Origin of the sequence: Burkholderia sp. Nafp2/4-1b (assembly GCF_003635165.1) — a bacterium.
Lineage (GTDB): Bacteria > Pseudomonadota > Gammaproteobacteria > Burkholderiales > Burkholderiaceae > Burkholderia.
Genome location: NZ_ML058626.1, coordinates 80,516 through 96,037, shown reverse-complemented (window position 1 = coordinate 96,037; position 15,522 = coordinate 80,516). Strand labels below are relative to the sequence as shown.

Below are 15,522 nucleotides of genomic sequence, written 5' to 3'. Positions count from 1 at the left end.
CCGCTGCCTCGCTGGGCACCGGGGCCGCTCACCGCAAGCATCGCGTTCAACCGACCCGCGCTGCGCCCTGCTGCTCCGCTTCGCCTTCTACGCCGTCTTCGCTGGCCGTGCGCGCCAGCACCGGCTTCAGCGCCTGCCCGGTATGGCTCGCCTTCACCTGCACGAGCCCTTCCGGCGGCGCCGCGGCGACGATCGTGCCGCCGCCCACACCGCCTTCGGGCCCGAGATCGATGATCCAGTCGGCTTCCGCGATCACGTCGAGGTCATGCTCGATCACGACGACGCTATGGCCGCCGTCGACCAGCCGGTGCAGCACGCGAATGAGCTTCGCGACGTCGGCCATGTGCAGGCCGACCGTCGGCTCATCCAGCACGTACAGCGTGTGCGGCGCCTTTTGCCCGCGCCGCGTGATGTCGTCGCGCACCTTCGTGAGCTCGGTGACGAGCTTGATCCGCTGCGCCTCGCCGCCCGATAGCGTCGGCGACGGCTGGCCCAGCGTCAGGTAGCCGAGACCGACGTCCTTCATCAGCTGCAGCGGATGCGCGATGTTCGAAATCGGCGCGAAGAACTCGACCGCTTCGTCGATTTCCATCGTCAGCACGTCGCCGATGTTCCGGCCGCGCCACGTGACCGCGAGCGTCTCGGGATTGAAGCGCTGCCCGTGGCACACGTCGCACGGCACTTTCACGTCGGGCAGGAAGCTCATCCCGATCGTGCGCACGCCTTGCCCTTCGCAGGCCGGGCAGCGCCCGTCGCCGGTGTTGAACGAGAAGCGCGACGCCGTGTAGCCGCGCGCACGCGCTTCCAGCGTATCGGCGAACAGCTTGCGGATCGTGTCCCACACGCCGATGTAGGTGGCCGGGCACGAGCGCGGCGTCTTGCCGATCGGCGTCTGGTCGACTTCCAGCACGCGATCGATCTGCTCCCAGCCGCTCAGCGATTCGCAGCCCTGCCACGCATGCGTGACGTTCAGCGACGGCCGCGGCGCGCTGCGCGCGAGCACGCTCGAACGGCGGTTCGTGGCCGGCGCGTCCTGCTGCGCGGCCTTGCGCGCGCGCCGCGTGGCCGGCGACGACAGCACCGAGCGGCCGACCGCGTCGAGCAGGTTGGTCATCAGCACGTCGCGCGCGAGCGTCGACTTGCCCGAGCCGCTGACGCCCGTCACCGCGACGAGCCGCGCGAGCGGAATACCGACGGTCACGTCACGCAGGTTGTGCAGCGTCGCGCCATGAACGGTCAGCCAGCCCTCCGGCACTGCCGGTGCGCCCTTCTTGCCCGCCACGCTCACCGCACGGCGCGGTTGCAGCGGGTGTGTCATCGGCCGCGCGAGCAGGCGCCCGGTGACCGAATCCGGCTGCGCGGCGAGATCGGCGACCGCGCCTTCGGCCACCAGCGTGCCGCCGCGCTTGCCGGCACCCGGACCGACGTCGATGATGTGATCCGCACGGCGGATCGTGTCCTCGTCATGCTCGACGACGACGAGCGTGTTGCCCTTGTCGCCGAGCTTGCGCAGCGCGTCGAGCAGGATCTGGTTGTCGCGCGGATGCAGGCCGATCGTCGGCTCGTCGAGCACGTAGCACACGCCCTGCAGGTTGCTGCCAAGCTGCGCCGCGAGCCGGATCCGCTGCGCTTCGCCGCCCGACAGGCTCGGCGCCGCGCGATCGAGGCTCAGGTAGCCGAGCCCGACCTCCTCGAGGAACGCGAGGCGGCTGCCGATCTCGCTGACGATGTCGCGCGCGATCTGCGCGTCGCGGCCGGTGAGTTCGAGCGTATCGATCCAGCGGCGCGTATCGGACACCGTCCACTGCGCGACCTCGACGATCGGATGCGCGTCGAACGTGACCGCACGCGCGGTCGGGTTCAGGCGCGTACCGTTGCAGTCCGGGCACGGCTCGTTGCCGACGCCTTCCGGCTCCTGCTCGTCCGACGGCAGCGTTTGCTCACGACCGCGATCGTCCCCGGCGAGCACGGTGTCGTCGTACGCGGCGCGCTGTTCGCGCGTGAGCGTGACGCCCGTGCCGACGCAGGTCGTGCACCAGCCGTGCTTGCTGTTGTACGAGAACATCCGCGGGTCGAGTTCCGGGTAGCTCGTGCCGCACACCGGGCATGCGCGCTTCACCGACAGCACCTTGACCGCGCCGACACGCGCGGTCGAATGATCGTTCTGCATCGCATGGTGCAGCCCGTCGAGCGGCGCGAGCAGGTGCATCACGCCCTTGCCGAGTTCGAGCGTCTCGTCGAGCAGGCGCCGCAGCTCGGCCTCGTTGTCCGGCGACACGACGATATCGGCGACCGGCAGCTCGATCGTGTGCTCGCGGAAACGGTCGAGCTTCGGCCACGGATCGACCGGCACGAACTCGCCGTCCACGCGCAGATGCGTGCTGCCGCGTGCCTTCGCCCACTTCGCGAGATCGGTATAGACGCCCTTGCGGTTGACGACGAGCGGCGCGAGAAAGCCGACGTGTTCGTCGCGATGGTCGCGCAGCAGCTGCGCGGCGATCGATTCGACGGTTTGCGACGTGACGGGCGTGCCGTCGTGGATGCAATGCTGCAGCCCGAGCTTCACGTACAGCAGCCGCAGGAAGTGCCAGACCTCGGACGTGGTCGCGACCGTGCTCTTGCGCCCGCCGCGCGACAGCCGCTGCTCGATCGCGACCGTCGGCGGAATGCCGTACACGGCGTCCACTTCCGGCCGCCCGGCCGGCTGCACGATCGAGCGCGCATACGCGTTCAGCGATTCAAGATAGCGGCGCTGGCCTTCGTGGAACAGGATGTCGAACGCGAGCGTCGACTTGCCGGAACCCGACACGCCGGTGATCACGTTGAACTTGCCGTGCGGGATGTCGACGTCGAGCGCCTTCAGGTTGTGCTCGCGCGCATTGACGATCCGCACGACGTCCTCGCCCTCGATCGCACGCCGCTCGCGTGCGGCGCTCAGCACCGCCTGCAGCGGCACGCCTTCGTCGGCGAGCGCGATTGCGCCGTCCATCGCGCGGTCGTACTGCAGCAGCGCGACGCCGGTGTGCGATTCCGCACACGCCTTCACGTCGTCGGGCGTGCCCGCGCACAACACGAGACCGCCGCCGTCGCCGCCTTCCGGGCCGAGATCGATCAGCCAGTCGGCCGCGCGAATCACGTCGAGGTTGTGCTCGATCACGATCAGCGAATGGCCGGCCGCGAGCAGCTTGCCGAACGCCTGCATCAGCTTCGCGATGTCGTCGAAGTGCAGCCCGGTGGTCGGCTCGTCGAACATGAACAGCTTCGTGCGCGCGATGCGCGCCTCTTCGCTGGCGACGCGGCGCCCGCCGGCGGCCGCCGCCGATTCGGCGAGGAAGCCGGCCAGCTTCAGCCGCTGCGCCTCGCCGCCGGACAGCGTCGGCACCGGCTGGCCGAGCTTCACGTATTCGAGGCCGACGTCGACGATCGGCTGCAACACGCGCAGCACCTCGGCATCCGTCGCGAAGAACGCGGCCGCCTCGCTGACGGTCAGGTCGAGCACGTCGGCGATGTTCAATGCGCGGCCGTCGCGCTCGATGCGCACTTCGAGAATCTCGGCGCGATAGCGGCTGCCGTCGCAATCCGGGCAACGCAGGTAGACGTCACTCAGGAACTGCATCTCGATGTGCTCGAAGCCCGATCCGCCGCAGGTCGGGCAACGGCCGTCGCCCGAGTTGAAGCTGAAGGTGCCGGCGCCGTAGCCGCGTTGCAGCGCGAGCGGCGCCTTCGCGAACAGCTTGCGGATTTCATCGAACGCGCCGACGTAGCTGGCCGGGTTCGAACGCGTGGTCTTGCCGATCGGCGACTGGTCGACGAACACGACGTCGCCGACCTGGTCGGCGCCCGTGAGACTGCGGAACGCGCCCGGCGACTCGGTCGCCTTGCCGTGGTGGCGTGCCATCGCCGGATACAGCACGTCCTGCAGCAGCGTCGACTTGCCGGAGCCGGACACGCCGGTGACGCACACGAGCCGCTGCAGCGGAATCTCGACCGTTACGTCGCGCAGGTTGTGCTCGGTCGCACCTTCGAGCACGATGCGCGGCGTGTGAGCGTCGACCGGACGGCGCGCCCAGTTCGACGCATGCGCGACGTGCTTGCGGCCGCCGAGATACTCGCCCGTCAGCGTAGGCGCGGAACGGATGTCGCCCGGCGTGCCGTCGTAGACGATCGTGCCGCCGCGCTCGCCGGGGCCCGGCCCCATGTCGATCAGCCGGTCGGCCGCGAGCATCACCGACGGATCGTGCTCGACGACGACCAGCGTATTGCCCGCATCGCGCAGCCGCTGCATCGCCTCGACGATCCGCGTGAGGTCGCGCGGATGCAGCCCGATGCTCGGCTCGTCGAGCACGAACAGCGTCTTGGTCAGCGACGTGCCGAGCGCGGTGGTCAGGTTGATCCGCTGCACCTCGCCGCCCGACAGCGTGCGGCTCTGCCGGTCGAGCGTCAGGTAGCCGAGCCCGACGTCGCACAGGTATTTCAGGCGCGTGCGCACCTCGGCGAGCAGCAGCTTCAGCGCATCGTCGAGCAGTGCGCTCGGCAAACTCACGTCGTCGAAGAAGCGCCGGATGCGCTCGATCGGCAGCAGCATCAGATCGTGCACCGTCAGGCCCGGCAGCGCTTCGAGCTGCGCGCGCGTCCAGTCGACGCCGCGCGGCATGAAGCGATCGGCCGGTGCGAGCACCGCATCGGCGTTCGCCTTCGAGCCGAGCCGCCACTGCAGCGATTCGGTCTTCAGGCGCGCGCCGCCGCAGACGTCGCACGGCGTGTAGCTGCGGTACTTCGACAGCAGCACTCGAATGTGCATCTTGTACGCTTTCGACTCGAGATAGCCGAAGAAGCGCTTCACGCCGTACCACTGGCTCTGCCACTTGCCGTTCCAGTCCGGCGAGCCGTTGATCACCCAGTCGCGCTCGGCGTCCGTCAGGTCGGACCACGGTGTGTCGCGGCGGATGTCCGCCTTCGCCGCGTAGCGCATCAGGTCGTCCTGGCACTCCTTCCATGCGGGCGTCTGCATCGGCTTGATCGCGCCGCCGCGCAGCGTCTTGCGCGCGTCGGGGATCACGAGGCCGAGATCGACGCCGATCACGCGGCCGAAGCCGCGACAGGTTTCGCACGCGCCGTAGGCCGAGTTGAACGAGAACAGCGCCGCCTGCGGCTCCGCGTAGCGCAGGTCACTGTCGGGATCGTGCAGCCCGGTGGAAAAGCGCCAGATCTGCGGCTCGGCAAGCGCGTTCTCGGCTTCGGCGCCGAGCACGTAGACGTTCACGCGGCCACCGCCGCGCTTCAGCGACGCCTCGAGCGCCTCGACCACGCGCACCTTGTCGGCCTGCTGCACGCGGAAGCGGTCGGCCACCACGTCGAGCAGCTTGCGCGGGCCGGTGGGCGACGCGACTTCGCGCTGCGCCTGCACGCGCGTGTAGCCGCTTGCCGATAGCCACTGCGCGACCTCTTCCTCGGACGCGCTTTCCGGCAGTTCGACCGGGAACGTGACGACGACGCGCGGATCGTCGGCGCGCGTGCGCTCGACCAGTTCCGCGTAAATCGTCTCGGGCGTGTCATGCCGCACCTGCCGCGCGGTCTGGCGGTCGAACAGTTCGGCCGCGCGCGCGTACAGCAGCTTCAGGTGATCGTTGAGCTCGGTCATCGTGCCGACCGTCGAGCGCGAACTGCGGACCGGGTTGGTCTGGTCGATCGCGATCGCGGGCGGCACGCCGTCGACGCGCTCGACCTGCGGGCGGTCCATCCGGTCGAGGAACTGCCGCGCATACGCGCTGAAGGTTTCGACGTAGCGCCGCTGGCCTTCCGCGTACAGCGTGTCGAACACGAGGCTCGACTTGCCGGAGCCCGACGGGCCGGTGACGACCGTCATTTCGCCGGTGCGCAGGTCGAGATCGAGGTTCTTGAGGTTGTGCTGACGTGCTCCGCGAATGCGGATCAGATTGCTGGATGACAATTTGCCTGCCCGTCTGAATGAGTTAGCCGGATTTCACGGTGCCGGAACGCTGCGGCGGATGCCCGCAGGCGCGGCGCACGTGCCGCACGGGTCATGCCCGCGCCGCTCGAGTTCGACGGATACTATACTGTATATTCATACAGTTTTCCACGGGCGGGCGAAGCGCCACGACCGACGGGCTTTCGCGGCGCGCGACCTCGGGTTCAGCCGGTCGCAGCCGCCATCGCATACGCAATACACGTGCGCGCAAGCACGTCGGTCGGATCGACGAGGGTCGCCCGTCCGCCGTTCCGCGCGACGTATTCCCCGCCCGGCAGCAGGATCGGCAGTTCGGTACAGCCCAGCACGATCACGCTCACGCCCTCGGCGATCAGCGCGTCGACGGCAGCGCCGATATCGTCCTCGCATTGCCCGGTCGTGAAACCGGCCTTGACGCCGTGCTTGCCGTAGATCGCTTCCATCACGCGCGCCTGCAACGCCGGTGGCGGCACCACTTGCCGGAGCCCTTGCGACTCCAGTGCCTTTTCATACACACCGCTTTCGATCGTGCCGGACGTCGCCAGCACGCCGACGTCGCGCAGCGCCGGCCAGGTATCGCGCAAGTGGGCGACCGTCACGGTCAGCATATTGACGATCGGAATGCCGAGGTACGGCTGAATCCGCTCGACGAACGCATGCGCGGTGTTGCATGGAATCGCGATGACGTCCGCATCGCCGTCCTCGAGCTTCTTGCAGGTCGCGTACAACGAGATCGTCGGGTCCACGCCGCTGCCGATCAGGTTCTCGGTCCGATCGGGAATCTGCGGATTCTGTTCGACCAGCAGCTTGAGATGATCCTGATCGCGCGACGCCGGCGTGTTGCGCACGATCTTGTCCAGGAAATCGACGGTCGCGGCCGGGCCGACGCCGCCGACCACGCCGATCTTGAACGTCGCCGCGCGCGCAGCCGGCTGTCCGCTCACGGCGTACCGCGCATACGCGAGGTTCGAATCGACGAGCGGCACGCGCTGCGGGCCGATTTCATCGGCGACCAGCGCGATCTCGGTCAGGCCGGGGACGATCACTTGCACACCCTGATCCACGAGATCCTCGCAAGCGCGGCGTAACAGCTCCACCGGGCGACCGCGAAGATGGCCGCACTTGATGCCGTCGGCGCCATAAATGGCTTCAGTCACGAGATCGATCCCCTCGTGCGGCCGCGGATGGACGGCTTCGAACCGCAGCGCCGGGAAATACGCTTCGAAGAGCCGCTTGTCCCGCACGTAGTCGGAAGCGAGCACGCCGATACGCGTCGCGTCCGGGTACGTGCACCGCACGTGGCTGCGAACGGCTTCGACGATATCCACGATCGGCAGGCTGGTATTCGCCTTCAACTCGTCGATGAACGTGTGGCTCAGGAAGCACGGCAGCACGACCGTCGTCACGCCGCGCTGCTCGAACTGCCGGATCATGTCGAACACGTACAGCTTGCGTTCGATGGTCGCCGCACTCCCCGTCCCCGAACCCTTGAACGGGTATTGCTCGAAGACCACGTCGACGTGCTCCTCGTCCGACGACGCGGGCGTCGCCTTCACCATCTTGAAGAACACGTCCGCGCTGCCCAGCGGCCCGAGACCGCCAACCACGCCGAACTTCCGCCGCGCGTGCATGCTGTCGGTGCGCATCATGCATTCAGCTCCGGTTGATCGAATGCCGCACGTGGCGACTTCGCGGCACGCCGGCTTTCCCATTTCGCGATCACCGCCGTCGCCACGCTGTTGCCGATCACGTTCGTCATCGTGCGACCCATGTCGAGGATCTGGTCGATCGCGAGGATCATCGCGACGCCCGCGGCCGGCAGATGGAACATCGGCGCGACCGCCGCGACCACGACCACCGAGCCGCGCGGCACGCTCGCCATGCCCTTGCTGCTCAACATCAGCACCAGCAGCATGAAGACCTGCTGCGACAGCGGCATGTGCACGCCGAACGCCTGCGCGATGAAGATCGCGGCAAACGCCTGATACATCATCGAGCCGTCCAGGTTGAACGCGTAGCCGAGCGGCAGCGTGAATCCCACGACCTTCTTGTCGACGCCGTACTGCTCGAGCTGCTCGGTCAGGCGCGGATACGCGGCCTCGCTGCTCGCGGTCGAGAAGGCGATCAGCGCGGGTTCGCGCACGGCCTTCAGCAGGCTCCCGATGCGTCGCCCGAGAAACAGATAGCCGGCGCCGATCAGGATCGTCCACAGTACGAGCAGGCCGAGATAGAACGAGCCGATCAGCCTACCGTATGTATAGATCACGTCGAGCCCGCGCAGCGTGACCGACGACGCGATCGCACCGAACACGCCGAGCGGCGCCGCGCGCATCACGTAGTTGGTCAGGCGCAGCATCACCGGCACCATCCCGTCGATCGACCGGATCACGACGCCGACGCGCTTGTCGTGCTTCAGCGCACTCAGCGCGACGCCGAGAAACACGGAGAACACCAGGATCTGCAGGATGTCGTTGCGCGCCATCGCGTCGAGCAGGCTGGTGGGGAATGCGTGCGTGATCACGTCACGCGCGTTCAGTGCGCCGGTATTCAGCCCGGTGTTGACTTCGCCGGCGGCTTCCGTGAGGTTCAGGCCGGCGCCCGGCTGCAGCGCGTTCGCCATCACGAGGCCGAGGCTCAGCGAAATCAGCGACGCGCAGATGAACCAGCCGATCGAGCGCATGCCGATGCGGCCGACATCTTCGCCGCTGTCCATGCCGGCCAAGCCGGACACGAGCGTCACGAACACCAGCGGCGCGATGATCATCTTGATCAGGCGCAGGAAGATGTCGGTGACGATCGAGAAATAGCCGGCCACCGCTTTGAGCGTGGCCGGATCCGCGATGTTCGCGTGGCATGCGTAACCGGCGACGACACCGACGATCATGCCGACTGCGATGCTTAGAGTGAGGCGATTTTTCATGTCCATTCGTCCTTGGGTGGCGCCCGCCCGCCGGAAGGCGGACGAGCGCGGCGAAGAAGGCGGTGCGACGCCGATCACGCGTCGCATTTGCCGTTGGAACGAATGGTAGGGACGGTCGAAACGACCGTGATGCCGGTGCAACATGGCGTTATGCGAGGCTCGCATAACGCGGGAAAACCCTGTGTCAGCCGAGCCGTGCAGGCGACGCGCGCAGGTGCTGCCATAGCGTGTCGAGGAATTCGCTGCGATTGGACACATCGCGATACACGCGCAGCTCGACCTCCAGATTCCACGCCGCCGGCCCGGCCGGCACGAGCTCGCCGGCCGCCAGCTCAGCTGCGATCGCGCTCCGGGGCAGCCATGCGACACCCTCGCCTTCCATCACGAGTTTCTTCAGCACCTCGGCCATGTCGGATTCGTAGTGCAGCTGCAAGGCCGGCGCATCGGGCGCACGGCCGAGCAGCAGCGCGAGACACCGGCCGAAGTAGCTGGTTTCCGTATAGCTGATCAGCGGCAGCGGGTTCTGCTTCGTGCCGGGCAGGCGAAACGCGGGCCCTGATCGCCGGTTCGGCCGGCACGCGGGCATTAGCGTGTCGAGGCCCACGGTAAGGTGCGCGTACCGGGCCGGGTCGAGATGGAGCGGCAGCTCGGGATGGTGATAGGCGAACATCAACTCGCAGTTGCCGTTGACGAGCATCAGGATCGAGTCGTGCACGTTGGTCGGAATGACGCGGGCCCGCACTTCGCCGAAATGCGGCGCGAGCGCCTTGAGCCAGGCCGGCAGGAAGCTCAGCGCGATCGTGTGGCCGGCCGCGATCTGCAGGCTCGTGCCCGCGATCCGCTGTTCGGTGCGGATGATGGCCCGCGTGTCGAACAGGCGGCTGAGCACGTCCTCGGCCGTCTCGCGGAACAGGCGGCCCGCCGGCGTCAACACCGGCGGAAAGCTGCTGCGGTCGATCAGTTCGGCACCGATCCACTGTTCGAGCGACTGGATGCGGCGGCTGAAACCCGACTGCGTGACGTTGCGAAATTCAGCCGCGCGGGAAAAGCTCTGGTATTGCGCGAGCGCGAGGAAATCCTCGATCCATTTGATTTCCATGGGGGCCTTGGATGTGCGCGGGTGGAGCCGGCCTGCACGCCGGCCGACGAACGCTCACATTGTATGTGCTCATCGCGGCCGTCCACGCCCCGAAGCCTGCTCTCGCTGGTGGGGAAATGCAGTGCGACGCGGTCGACGAGCACGCCGGTCGCGCCGCGGAGCGCGATACCGCGCTCACGCTTGCACGCGGGCACGACTTCGCCACCTTGCAGTCAACGCTTCGGGTGACCGACCGGGCGTGACGCCTCGCTACGCGGGTTTGCGCAACGGCTCGAGCAGATGCCGCAAGCCGTTATGGTCGATCTCGTGCATGAGCGCGAGCTGTCGACCGAGTTCGCCGCGCGGGAACCCTTCGCGAGCCAGCCAGTTGAGGTAGGGGCCGGGGAGGTCGGCAATGAGTCGGCCCTTGTATTTTCCGAAGGGCATCGTGACGGCGACAAGGCATTCAAGATCTGGGGCTCGCATGCGCGTATTGTGCACGGCTTTCCGGTCCCCTGGGCCACGGCGCGGCTCCGCGCCCGCCGGTCCACCGCCGCGAATCCGTCCCTTCAGGGCAGGCCGGATCGACGAACCGGCCCCGATTGACGGCCGGGATTCGCGTCGGCCGCCGACTTCGTTGCTGCCTGCTAGACTGGAATTTCCCCCTGCAAACCCTGGAGGGAATCTTGACGTCCCCCTCCGCCTAAAGGCGGAGCATTCCCACACCTGGCGATGCACGTCCGCATCGGAGAATGTTCAGCGCAGCGTTGGTATCTCGATCATGCTCGGCACCACAGTCACTGCAGGTCCACTCTCTTATTCGCAGTCCCGCGATACCTTTCGGCCGCGTCGTGCTGTCTTTCGATCCGCACGCCGAACAGGACTGGGTAGAACCGCTTTCGTCAACTTTCTCGAACGTGGCCCCGTGCGCGATCGCTTTGTAGCGGAGCTTGTTCCGGAAGGACGACCAGGATGCGTCGTAGACGCTTTTCGCCATCCTGGTTCCGGCGAGCTTCGTGGCCGACACGTTGCCGACCGCGATGTAATCGAAACGCCGCACCAGATCGAGCGCGAGCTTGTGTTGGAAATCGGCACGGGCATTCGCGACCTTGGCGTGCAACTTCGCGATATGCCGCTTGTGCTTTCGCGCCCGTTGCGCTTTCGCCAGCTTTTCCGCTGCTCGTCGACCGAACTGGTCATTGGGCAGTTTCTCTCCGGTCGAAAGTGTGGCGAAGTCTTTCAGGCCGAGATCGATGCCAACACCGGAACGGATAGGTCGGGCCGGAACATCCGGCATCTCGATTACGATGTTGAGAAACCAGTTGCCGCGTGCATCCTGCGCAAAGTTGGTCCCGTCCTTGATCTTGCCTTCGGGAAGCGGGCGGCGGTTGAACACGCGAAACGTGTTGCCGGCGAAACGGAACGCGTCACCCTCGAGCTTCAGGTCGCGCCCCTTCAGCGGCACCCAGCCCAGCGATCTCCTGCCGCGATAGCGCAGGTAAGGCCGACGGTGCTGACTGCGCGACTTCGCATATTGCTCACACGTTGCGTTGATCGTGCCGGAGTGGATGCCGAGCGCCTTGCTGCTCCCCGTCGTCAGCACGTTCAGATCGAATCCCGTCGGCCACTTCTTGCTCCACTTGAGCGCGTGCTTCTGCGTATCGTTGCAGAAGTTCCAGACGTAGTTCACCGCACGGCTCTGCTTGTTGAGCAGTCCGTTGAGCGACTTCACCCGGTAGCGGTAGACAAGGATCATGCAGGTGATCCTAACCCGTGGAAGAAGCTGCCTGTCAACAGCACACCTTTCCTTCCCGCCATCAATGGCGGGGTTTCTCGGAGCAAATTCTGATGATGTCCATCTACGTCGTGAAGACCGGCGAGCAGTTCCTCTGCACCGCCGAGGACGGCGATATCGGCATGGCGCCGGCAATCGAAGACGCCGCATCCTTTGGTTCGTATGACGAAGCGGAGAAAGCCGCGAACGCGCATGCCGACCCGGGGTACGAGATCCTGGCCGTCTGCGTGATCAGGCACTGAGCGCTGATTCACGGCCCGGTGCGGATGGCGATCCGCGTTGCGGACGCCACGTGCAAGTCGCCATTTGCCAGTTGCCGTATGGCGGCGGCGATGCGACGGGCATTGCATGCGCACGCTGCGGCGGGCCCTTCACGCCGACGGTGTCCGCGTCGAGCTTCATTGCCGCAAGCGAGCCGTCCGGCTTCGACGGCCACGCTTGCGGCAAGCGGGTCGCGGCGCCCTACTTCTGCAACGAGATTTCCACGCGACGATTGCGCGCCCGCCCTTCGGCCGTGTCGTTCGACGCAGCCGGATTGGTTTCGCCATGCCCCTTCGCGACGAACGAATCCGCCTTCAGTCCATGTTCGCGCAAGTAGCCGGCGACCGCATCGGCGCGACGCTTCGACAGCGCCTGGTTGTGCGCATCCGAGCCACTTGCGTCGGTATAGCCGTCCACTTCCACGCGCGCGAAATGCTTGTCGCCCTGCTGATTCAGCAGCTTGTCGAGCGCGGCGCTGGCGGCCGGCGTCAGCACGGCCGAGTCCGTCGCGAAGTACGCGTCACCGGTCAGGCTCACTTTCTCGACCGGAGCAGGCGCCGGCGTAACGGCCGCGGCAACCGGCGCGGGCGCCGCGCCGCACTGGAACACGAGCGAGTGCGGATCGGCGCCGTCGCGGTAAGGCGTGGTCGAATCGATGCGGCGCACGGGCTCGTCACCGCACATGCGCGTCGCGACCTTCACGCAGGTGTTGACGCTCGACAGGATGCCGTGACAATCGACGCGGAAAGTCCGGATGCCGTCGCGCGGCTGCAGTTCGTACGCGTTGAACGTCGGCCCCGACGCGCTGGAACAAGCCGCGAGTGAAACGACGGACGCCAGCAGTGCAAGATGGATGTTTTTCACTTGATTACTCCGAGAATGCGATGGGCGCAGCGAGCGGCGGCACGATGGTGCGCGCCACCCTCGCATGCGTTTGCGTTCAGCGCGGTGCGCGCCGGCAACGGGTGCCGGCACGAACCGCCGTGCGCGATCACTTCCACTGATACAGCATGCCCGCGCCGACGACGCGCTGACTGCCGGCGAAACCGCCGTTCAGCGTCGCCTTCAGGTTCTCCGTCACGCGCGCCTGTACGCCGACCGCCATGGCCTTCTGACCCTGGAACGTCGCCGTGCCGACACCCATCGCGAAGTTCGAATCGCGGTCCATGTGCGGGATCGACGCCATCGCCGCCGTTGCTGCGATACCTTCACGCGCCATCGAATCGGTCTGCTGGATCTGCTGCTGCATCTGCGTGAGCTGGTTGTTGACCGTGTTCAGCGACTGCGTGAACTGGTTCGATACCGCATTCAGCTGGTTCACGTTCACCGCATCCGTGCCCTGCGTACCCGCCGCGACGTTCACGACCTGCCGCGGCGAATCCGCCGAGCCGACCGCGACGACGTTCGAGCGGCCGCCGTCGTTGCTGCCCGTGCCGATCGCGGTCGAGTTGCTGCCCGACGATGTTGCGCCGACGCCGATCGCCGTCGAGCCGTTGCCGGACGCCGTCGAACTGTTGCCGACCGCCGTGCTGTTCGAGCCCGATGCCACCGAACCCGAGCCGCCCGCCGACGAATTCGAACCGCTCGCCCCCGGCGGCACGTTGCCGCCGGTCGGGTTCGACGTGTACTGCCCGCCGAGATTGGTCGTGCGCTGGTCGATCAACGTCGTCAGCTGGTTCGCGATCGAATCGAGCTGCGACACGTTCACTGCATCCGTGCCGTTCTTGCCGGCGGCGAGGCCGGTGATCTGCCGGTTGCCAACGTTCACTTCGCCGGCCGACGACTGCGGACTGCTCAAGCCGTACGCGACGTAGTTCGTCAGTGCGCCGACCGTGGTCAGCGAACCGGCACCCAGCGCGACGCTGTTCGCGAACGTCGCCGACGCACCGGCGCCGAGTGCCAACGCATCGGTCGCGCTGCTGCGTGCACCCGAGCCGAGCGCGACGCTGCCGACGCTGACCGCCACTGCGTTCGCACCTTGCGCGACGGACTGCGCACCGGTTGCCGTCGCGCCGCTGCCGAGCGCGATCGCGTCGGCTTGCGCGGAACTCGCCGCCTGCCCGATCGCGACACCGCCCGGTGCCGTTGCATCGACGATCGCACCGTTGCCGATACCGACGCCGTTGTCGCCGTTGACGACCGTCGTCGGGCCGACCGCGACCGATTCCGCGCCGACCGCCAGCGAATCCCCGGCCGTCGAATTGGCGTGGAAGTACTTCTGGCTCGTGACCGCGAACGACTGCAATGCGCCGGTCAGCTGCCGCACCGTCACCGCATCGTGCTGGCCGGTGCCGTCCGCGACGTTCGTGATCTGGCGATACGTCTTGCTCGTCGCATCGCCGAGCGACACCGCGCCGAGCAGCGTCTGATCGGTCGTGTCGTATGGAATCGACGCGCTGCCGTTGCGGATGATCCCCGACGACGGCACCGTCGCGCGATCGGCGACCGAGCCCGCGCCAAGCGCGATGCTGCCGTTCACATACGCAATGGCGTTCGGCCCGATCGCGACGCTGTCGACGCCGACCGCCTGACTGTCCGGCGCGGTCGAGTTCGCGTGGAAGTACTTGATCCCGTGCGCGTTGATGTTGTCGATCGCCGCGCCGACGTTGTTGTTGATCGTCGTCGAGCCGTCGCTGTTGTACGTCACGTACGACGGCGCCGAGATCGTGCCGGTGGTCGGATCGTAGGTCGCGCCGCCGCCGATCGCGCCGGCCGTGCTGTTGCCGAGGTTCGTGTTGTTGTTCGTGATCGAGCTCAGGCCCGTCGACAGCGAACTGATTCCCGTCGAGGTGGCCGTCGACAGCGACGTCAGGTTGCTGTCCGTGGTCGACAGGCCGGTGGACAGCGAGCCGATGCTGCTCGACGTGGCGGTCGACAGCGACGTGATCGTGCTGTTGGTCGAGCTCAAGCCCGTCGACAACGACCCGACGCTGCTCGACGTTGCGGTCGACAGCGACGTCACATTGCTGTTGGTCGTGCTCAGCCCCGTGGACAGCGAACCAACGACGGTCGACGTCGACGTGGACAACGACGTGATCGAACTGTTCGTCGAACTCAGGCCGGTGGACAGTGAGCTGATGCCGGTCGATGTGGATGTCGACAACGACGTGATCGAACTGTTGGTCGAACTCAGGCCGGTGGACAACGAACCGACGGCGGTCGAGGTCGACGTCGACAGCGACGTGACCGAGCTGTTGGTCGAGCTCAGGCCGGTCGACAACGAACTGATGCCGGTCGACGTCGACGTGGACAGGGATGTAATCGCGCTGTTCGTTGACGACAGTCCCGTCGACGTGGACGTCGACAGCGATGCGATCGAGCTGTTGGCCGACGACAGACCGGTGGACGTCGACGTCGACAGCGACGTCACCGTGCTGTTGGTCGCGCTCAGGCCCGTGGACAACGAACTGATACCTGTCGAAGTGGATGTGGACAGCGACGTGATTGCGCTATTCGCAGACGACAGGCCCGTCGACGTCGACGTCGACAGCGACGTCACC

9 protein-coding genes are annotated in these 15,522 nt (G+C 66.8%); 1 reads left to right on the top strand and 8 read right to left on the bottom strand.

Translation table 11 applies throughout. From position 1 onward, the window contains the following. Positions 1 to 46: 46 nt before the first annotated feature. From uvrA to C7H84_RS31630, 6 genes are all read right to left on the bottom strand, one after another. The gene (uvrA, locus tag C7H84_RS31660) at positions 47 to 5,950 is read right to left on the bottom strand and encodes an excinuclease ABC subunit UvrA (protein ID WP_121862484.1); all 5,904 of its coding nucleotides are present in this window, start codon (positions 5,948 to 5,950) and stop codon (positions 47 to 49) included. 203 nt (positions 5,951 to 6,153) lie between these two features. Beyond that, a complete protein-coding gene (locus tag C7H84_RS31655) occupies positions 6,154 to 7,614 on the bottom strand; it encodes an amino acid racemase (RefSeq protein WP_121862575.1) in 1,461 nt (486 codons plus the stop codon). After that, positions 7,614 to 8,888: a dicarboxylate/amino acid:cation symporter gene (locus tag C7H84_RS31650; RefSeq protein ID WP_121862483.1), complete on the bottom strand. Its 1,275-nt coding sequence runs from the start codon at positions 8,886 to 8,888 to the stop codon at positions 7,614 to 7,616. The genes C7H84_RS31655 and C7H84_RS31650 overlap by 1 nt, the downstream gene beginning before the upstream one ends. Positions 8,889 to 9,072: 184 nt before the next feature. Next, a complete protein-coding gene (locus tag C7H84_RS31645; RefSeq protein WP_121862482.1) occupies positions 9,073 to 9,987 on the bottom strand; it encodes a LysR substrate-binding domain-containing protein in 915 nt (304 codons plus the stop codon). Positions 9,988 to 10,236: 249 nt separating this feature from the next. Further along, positions 10,237 to 10,452 carry a DUF3820 family protein gene (locus C7H84_RS31635; protein ID WP_058903869.1) on the bottom strand — a complete coding sequence of 72 codons (216 nt, stop codon included), beginning with the start codon at positions 10,450 to 10,452 and terminating at the stop codon, positions 10,237 to 10,239. Between the two features lie 217 nt (positions 10,453 to 10,669). Further along, positions 10,670 to 11,722 (bottom strand): RNA-guided endonuclease TnpB family protein, encoded by a 1,053-nt coding sequence (locus tag C7H84_RS31630; RefSeq protein ID WP_121862480.1) that lies wholly within the window; start codon positions 11,720 to 11,722, stop codon positions 10,670 to 10,672. Between the two features lie 92 nt (positions 11,723 to 11,814). Between C7H84_RS31630 and C7H84_RS31625 the strand changes: the two genes are divergently transcribed. Beyond that, the gene (locus tag C7H84_RS31625) at positions 11,815 to 12,003 is read left to right on the top strand and encodes a hypothetical protein (protein WP_121862574.1); all 189 of its coding nucleotides are present in this window, start codon (positions 11,815 to 11,817) and stop codon (positions 12,001 to 12,003) included. A 220-nt stretch (positions 12,004 to 12,223) separates the two neighbouring features. Here C7H84_RS31625 and C7H84_RS31615 read toward each other — a convergent pair whose 3' ends face one another. Continuing rightward, positions 12,224 to 12,886 (bottom strand): OmpA family protein, encoded by a 663-nt coding sequence (locus C7H84_RS31615; RefSeq protein ID WP_121862478.1) that lies wholly within the window; start codon positions 12,884 to 12,886, stop codon positions 12,224 to 12,226. Positions 12,887 to 13,013: 127 nt separating this feature from the next. After that, a partial coding sequence (locus C7H84_RS31610; protein WP_205611480.1) for a YadA-like family protein occupies positions 13,014 to 15,522 on the bottom strand: 2,509 nt, incomplete at its 5' end.

What these genes read in the sequence shown, in the direction of transcription:
- C7H84_RS31650 (WP_121862483.1), bottom strand. Translation starts at nt 8,888, where the DNA reads ATGAAAAATCGCCTCACTCTAAGCATCGCAGTCGGCATGATCGTCGGT.
- C7H84_RS31625 (WP_121862574.1), top strand. Translation starts at nt 11,815, where the DNA reads ATGATGTCCATCTACGTCGTGAAGACCGGCGAGCAGTTCCTCTGCACC.
- C7H84_RS31655 (WP_121862575.1), bottom strand. Translation starts at nt 7,614, where the DNA reads ATGCGCACCGACAGCATGCACGCGCGGCGGAAGTTCGGCGTGGTTGGC.
- C7H84_RS31645 (WP_121862482.1), bottom strand. Translation starts at nt 9,987, where the DNA reads ATGGAAATCAAATGGATCGAGGATTTCCTCGCGCTCGCGCAATACCAG.
- C7H84_RS31630 (WP_121862480.1), bottom strand. Translation starts at nt 11,722, where the DNA reads ATGATCCTTGTCTACCGCTACCGGGTGAAGTCGCTCAACGGACTGCTC.
- C7H84_RS31635 (WP_058903869.1), bottom strand. Translation starts at nt 10,452, where the DNA reads ATGCGAGCCCCAGATCTTGAATGCCTTGTCGCCGTCACGATGCCCTTC.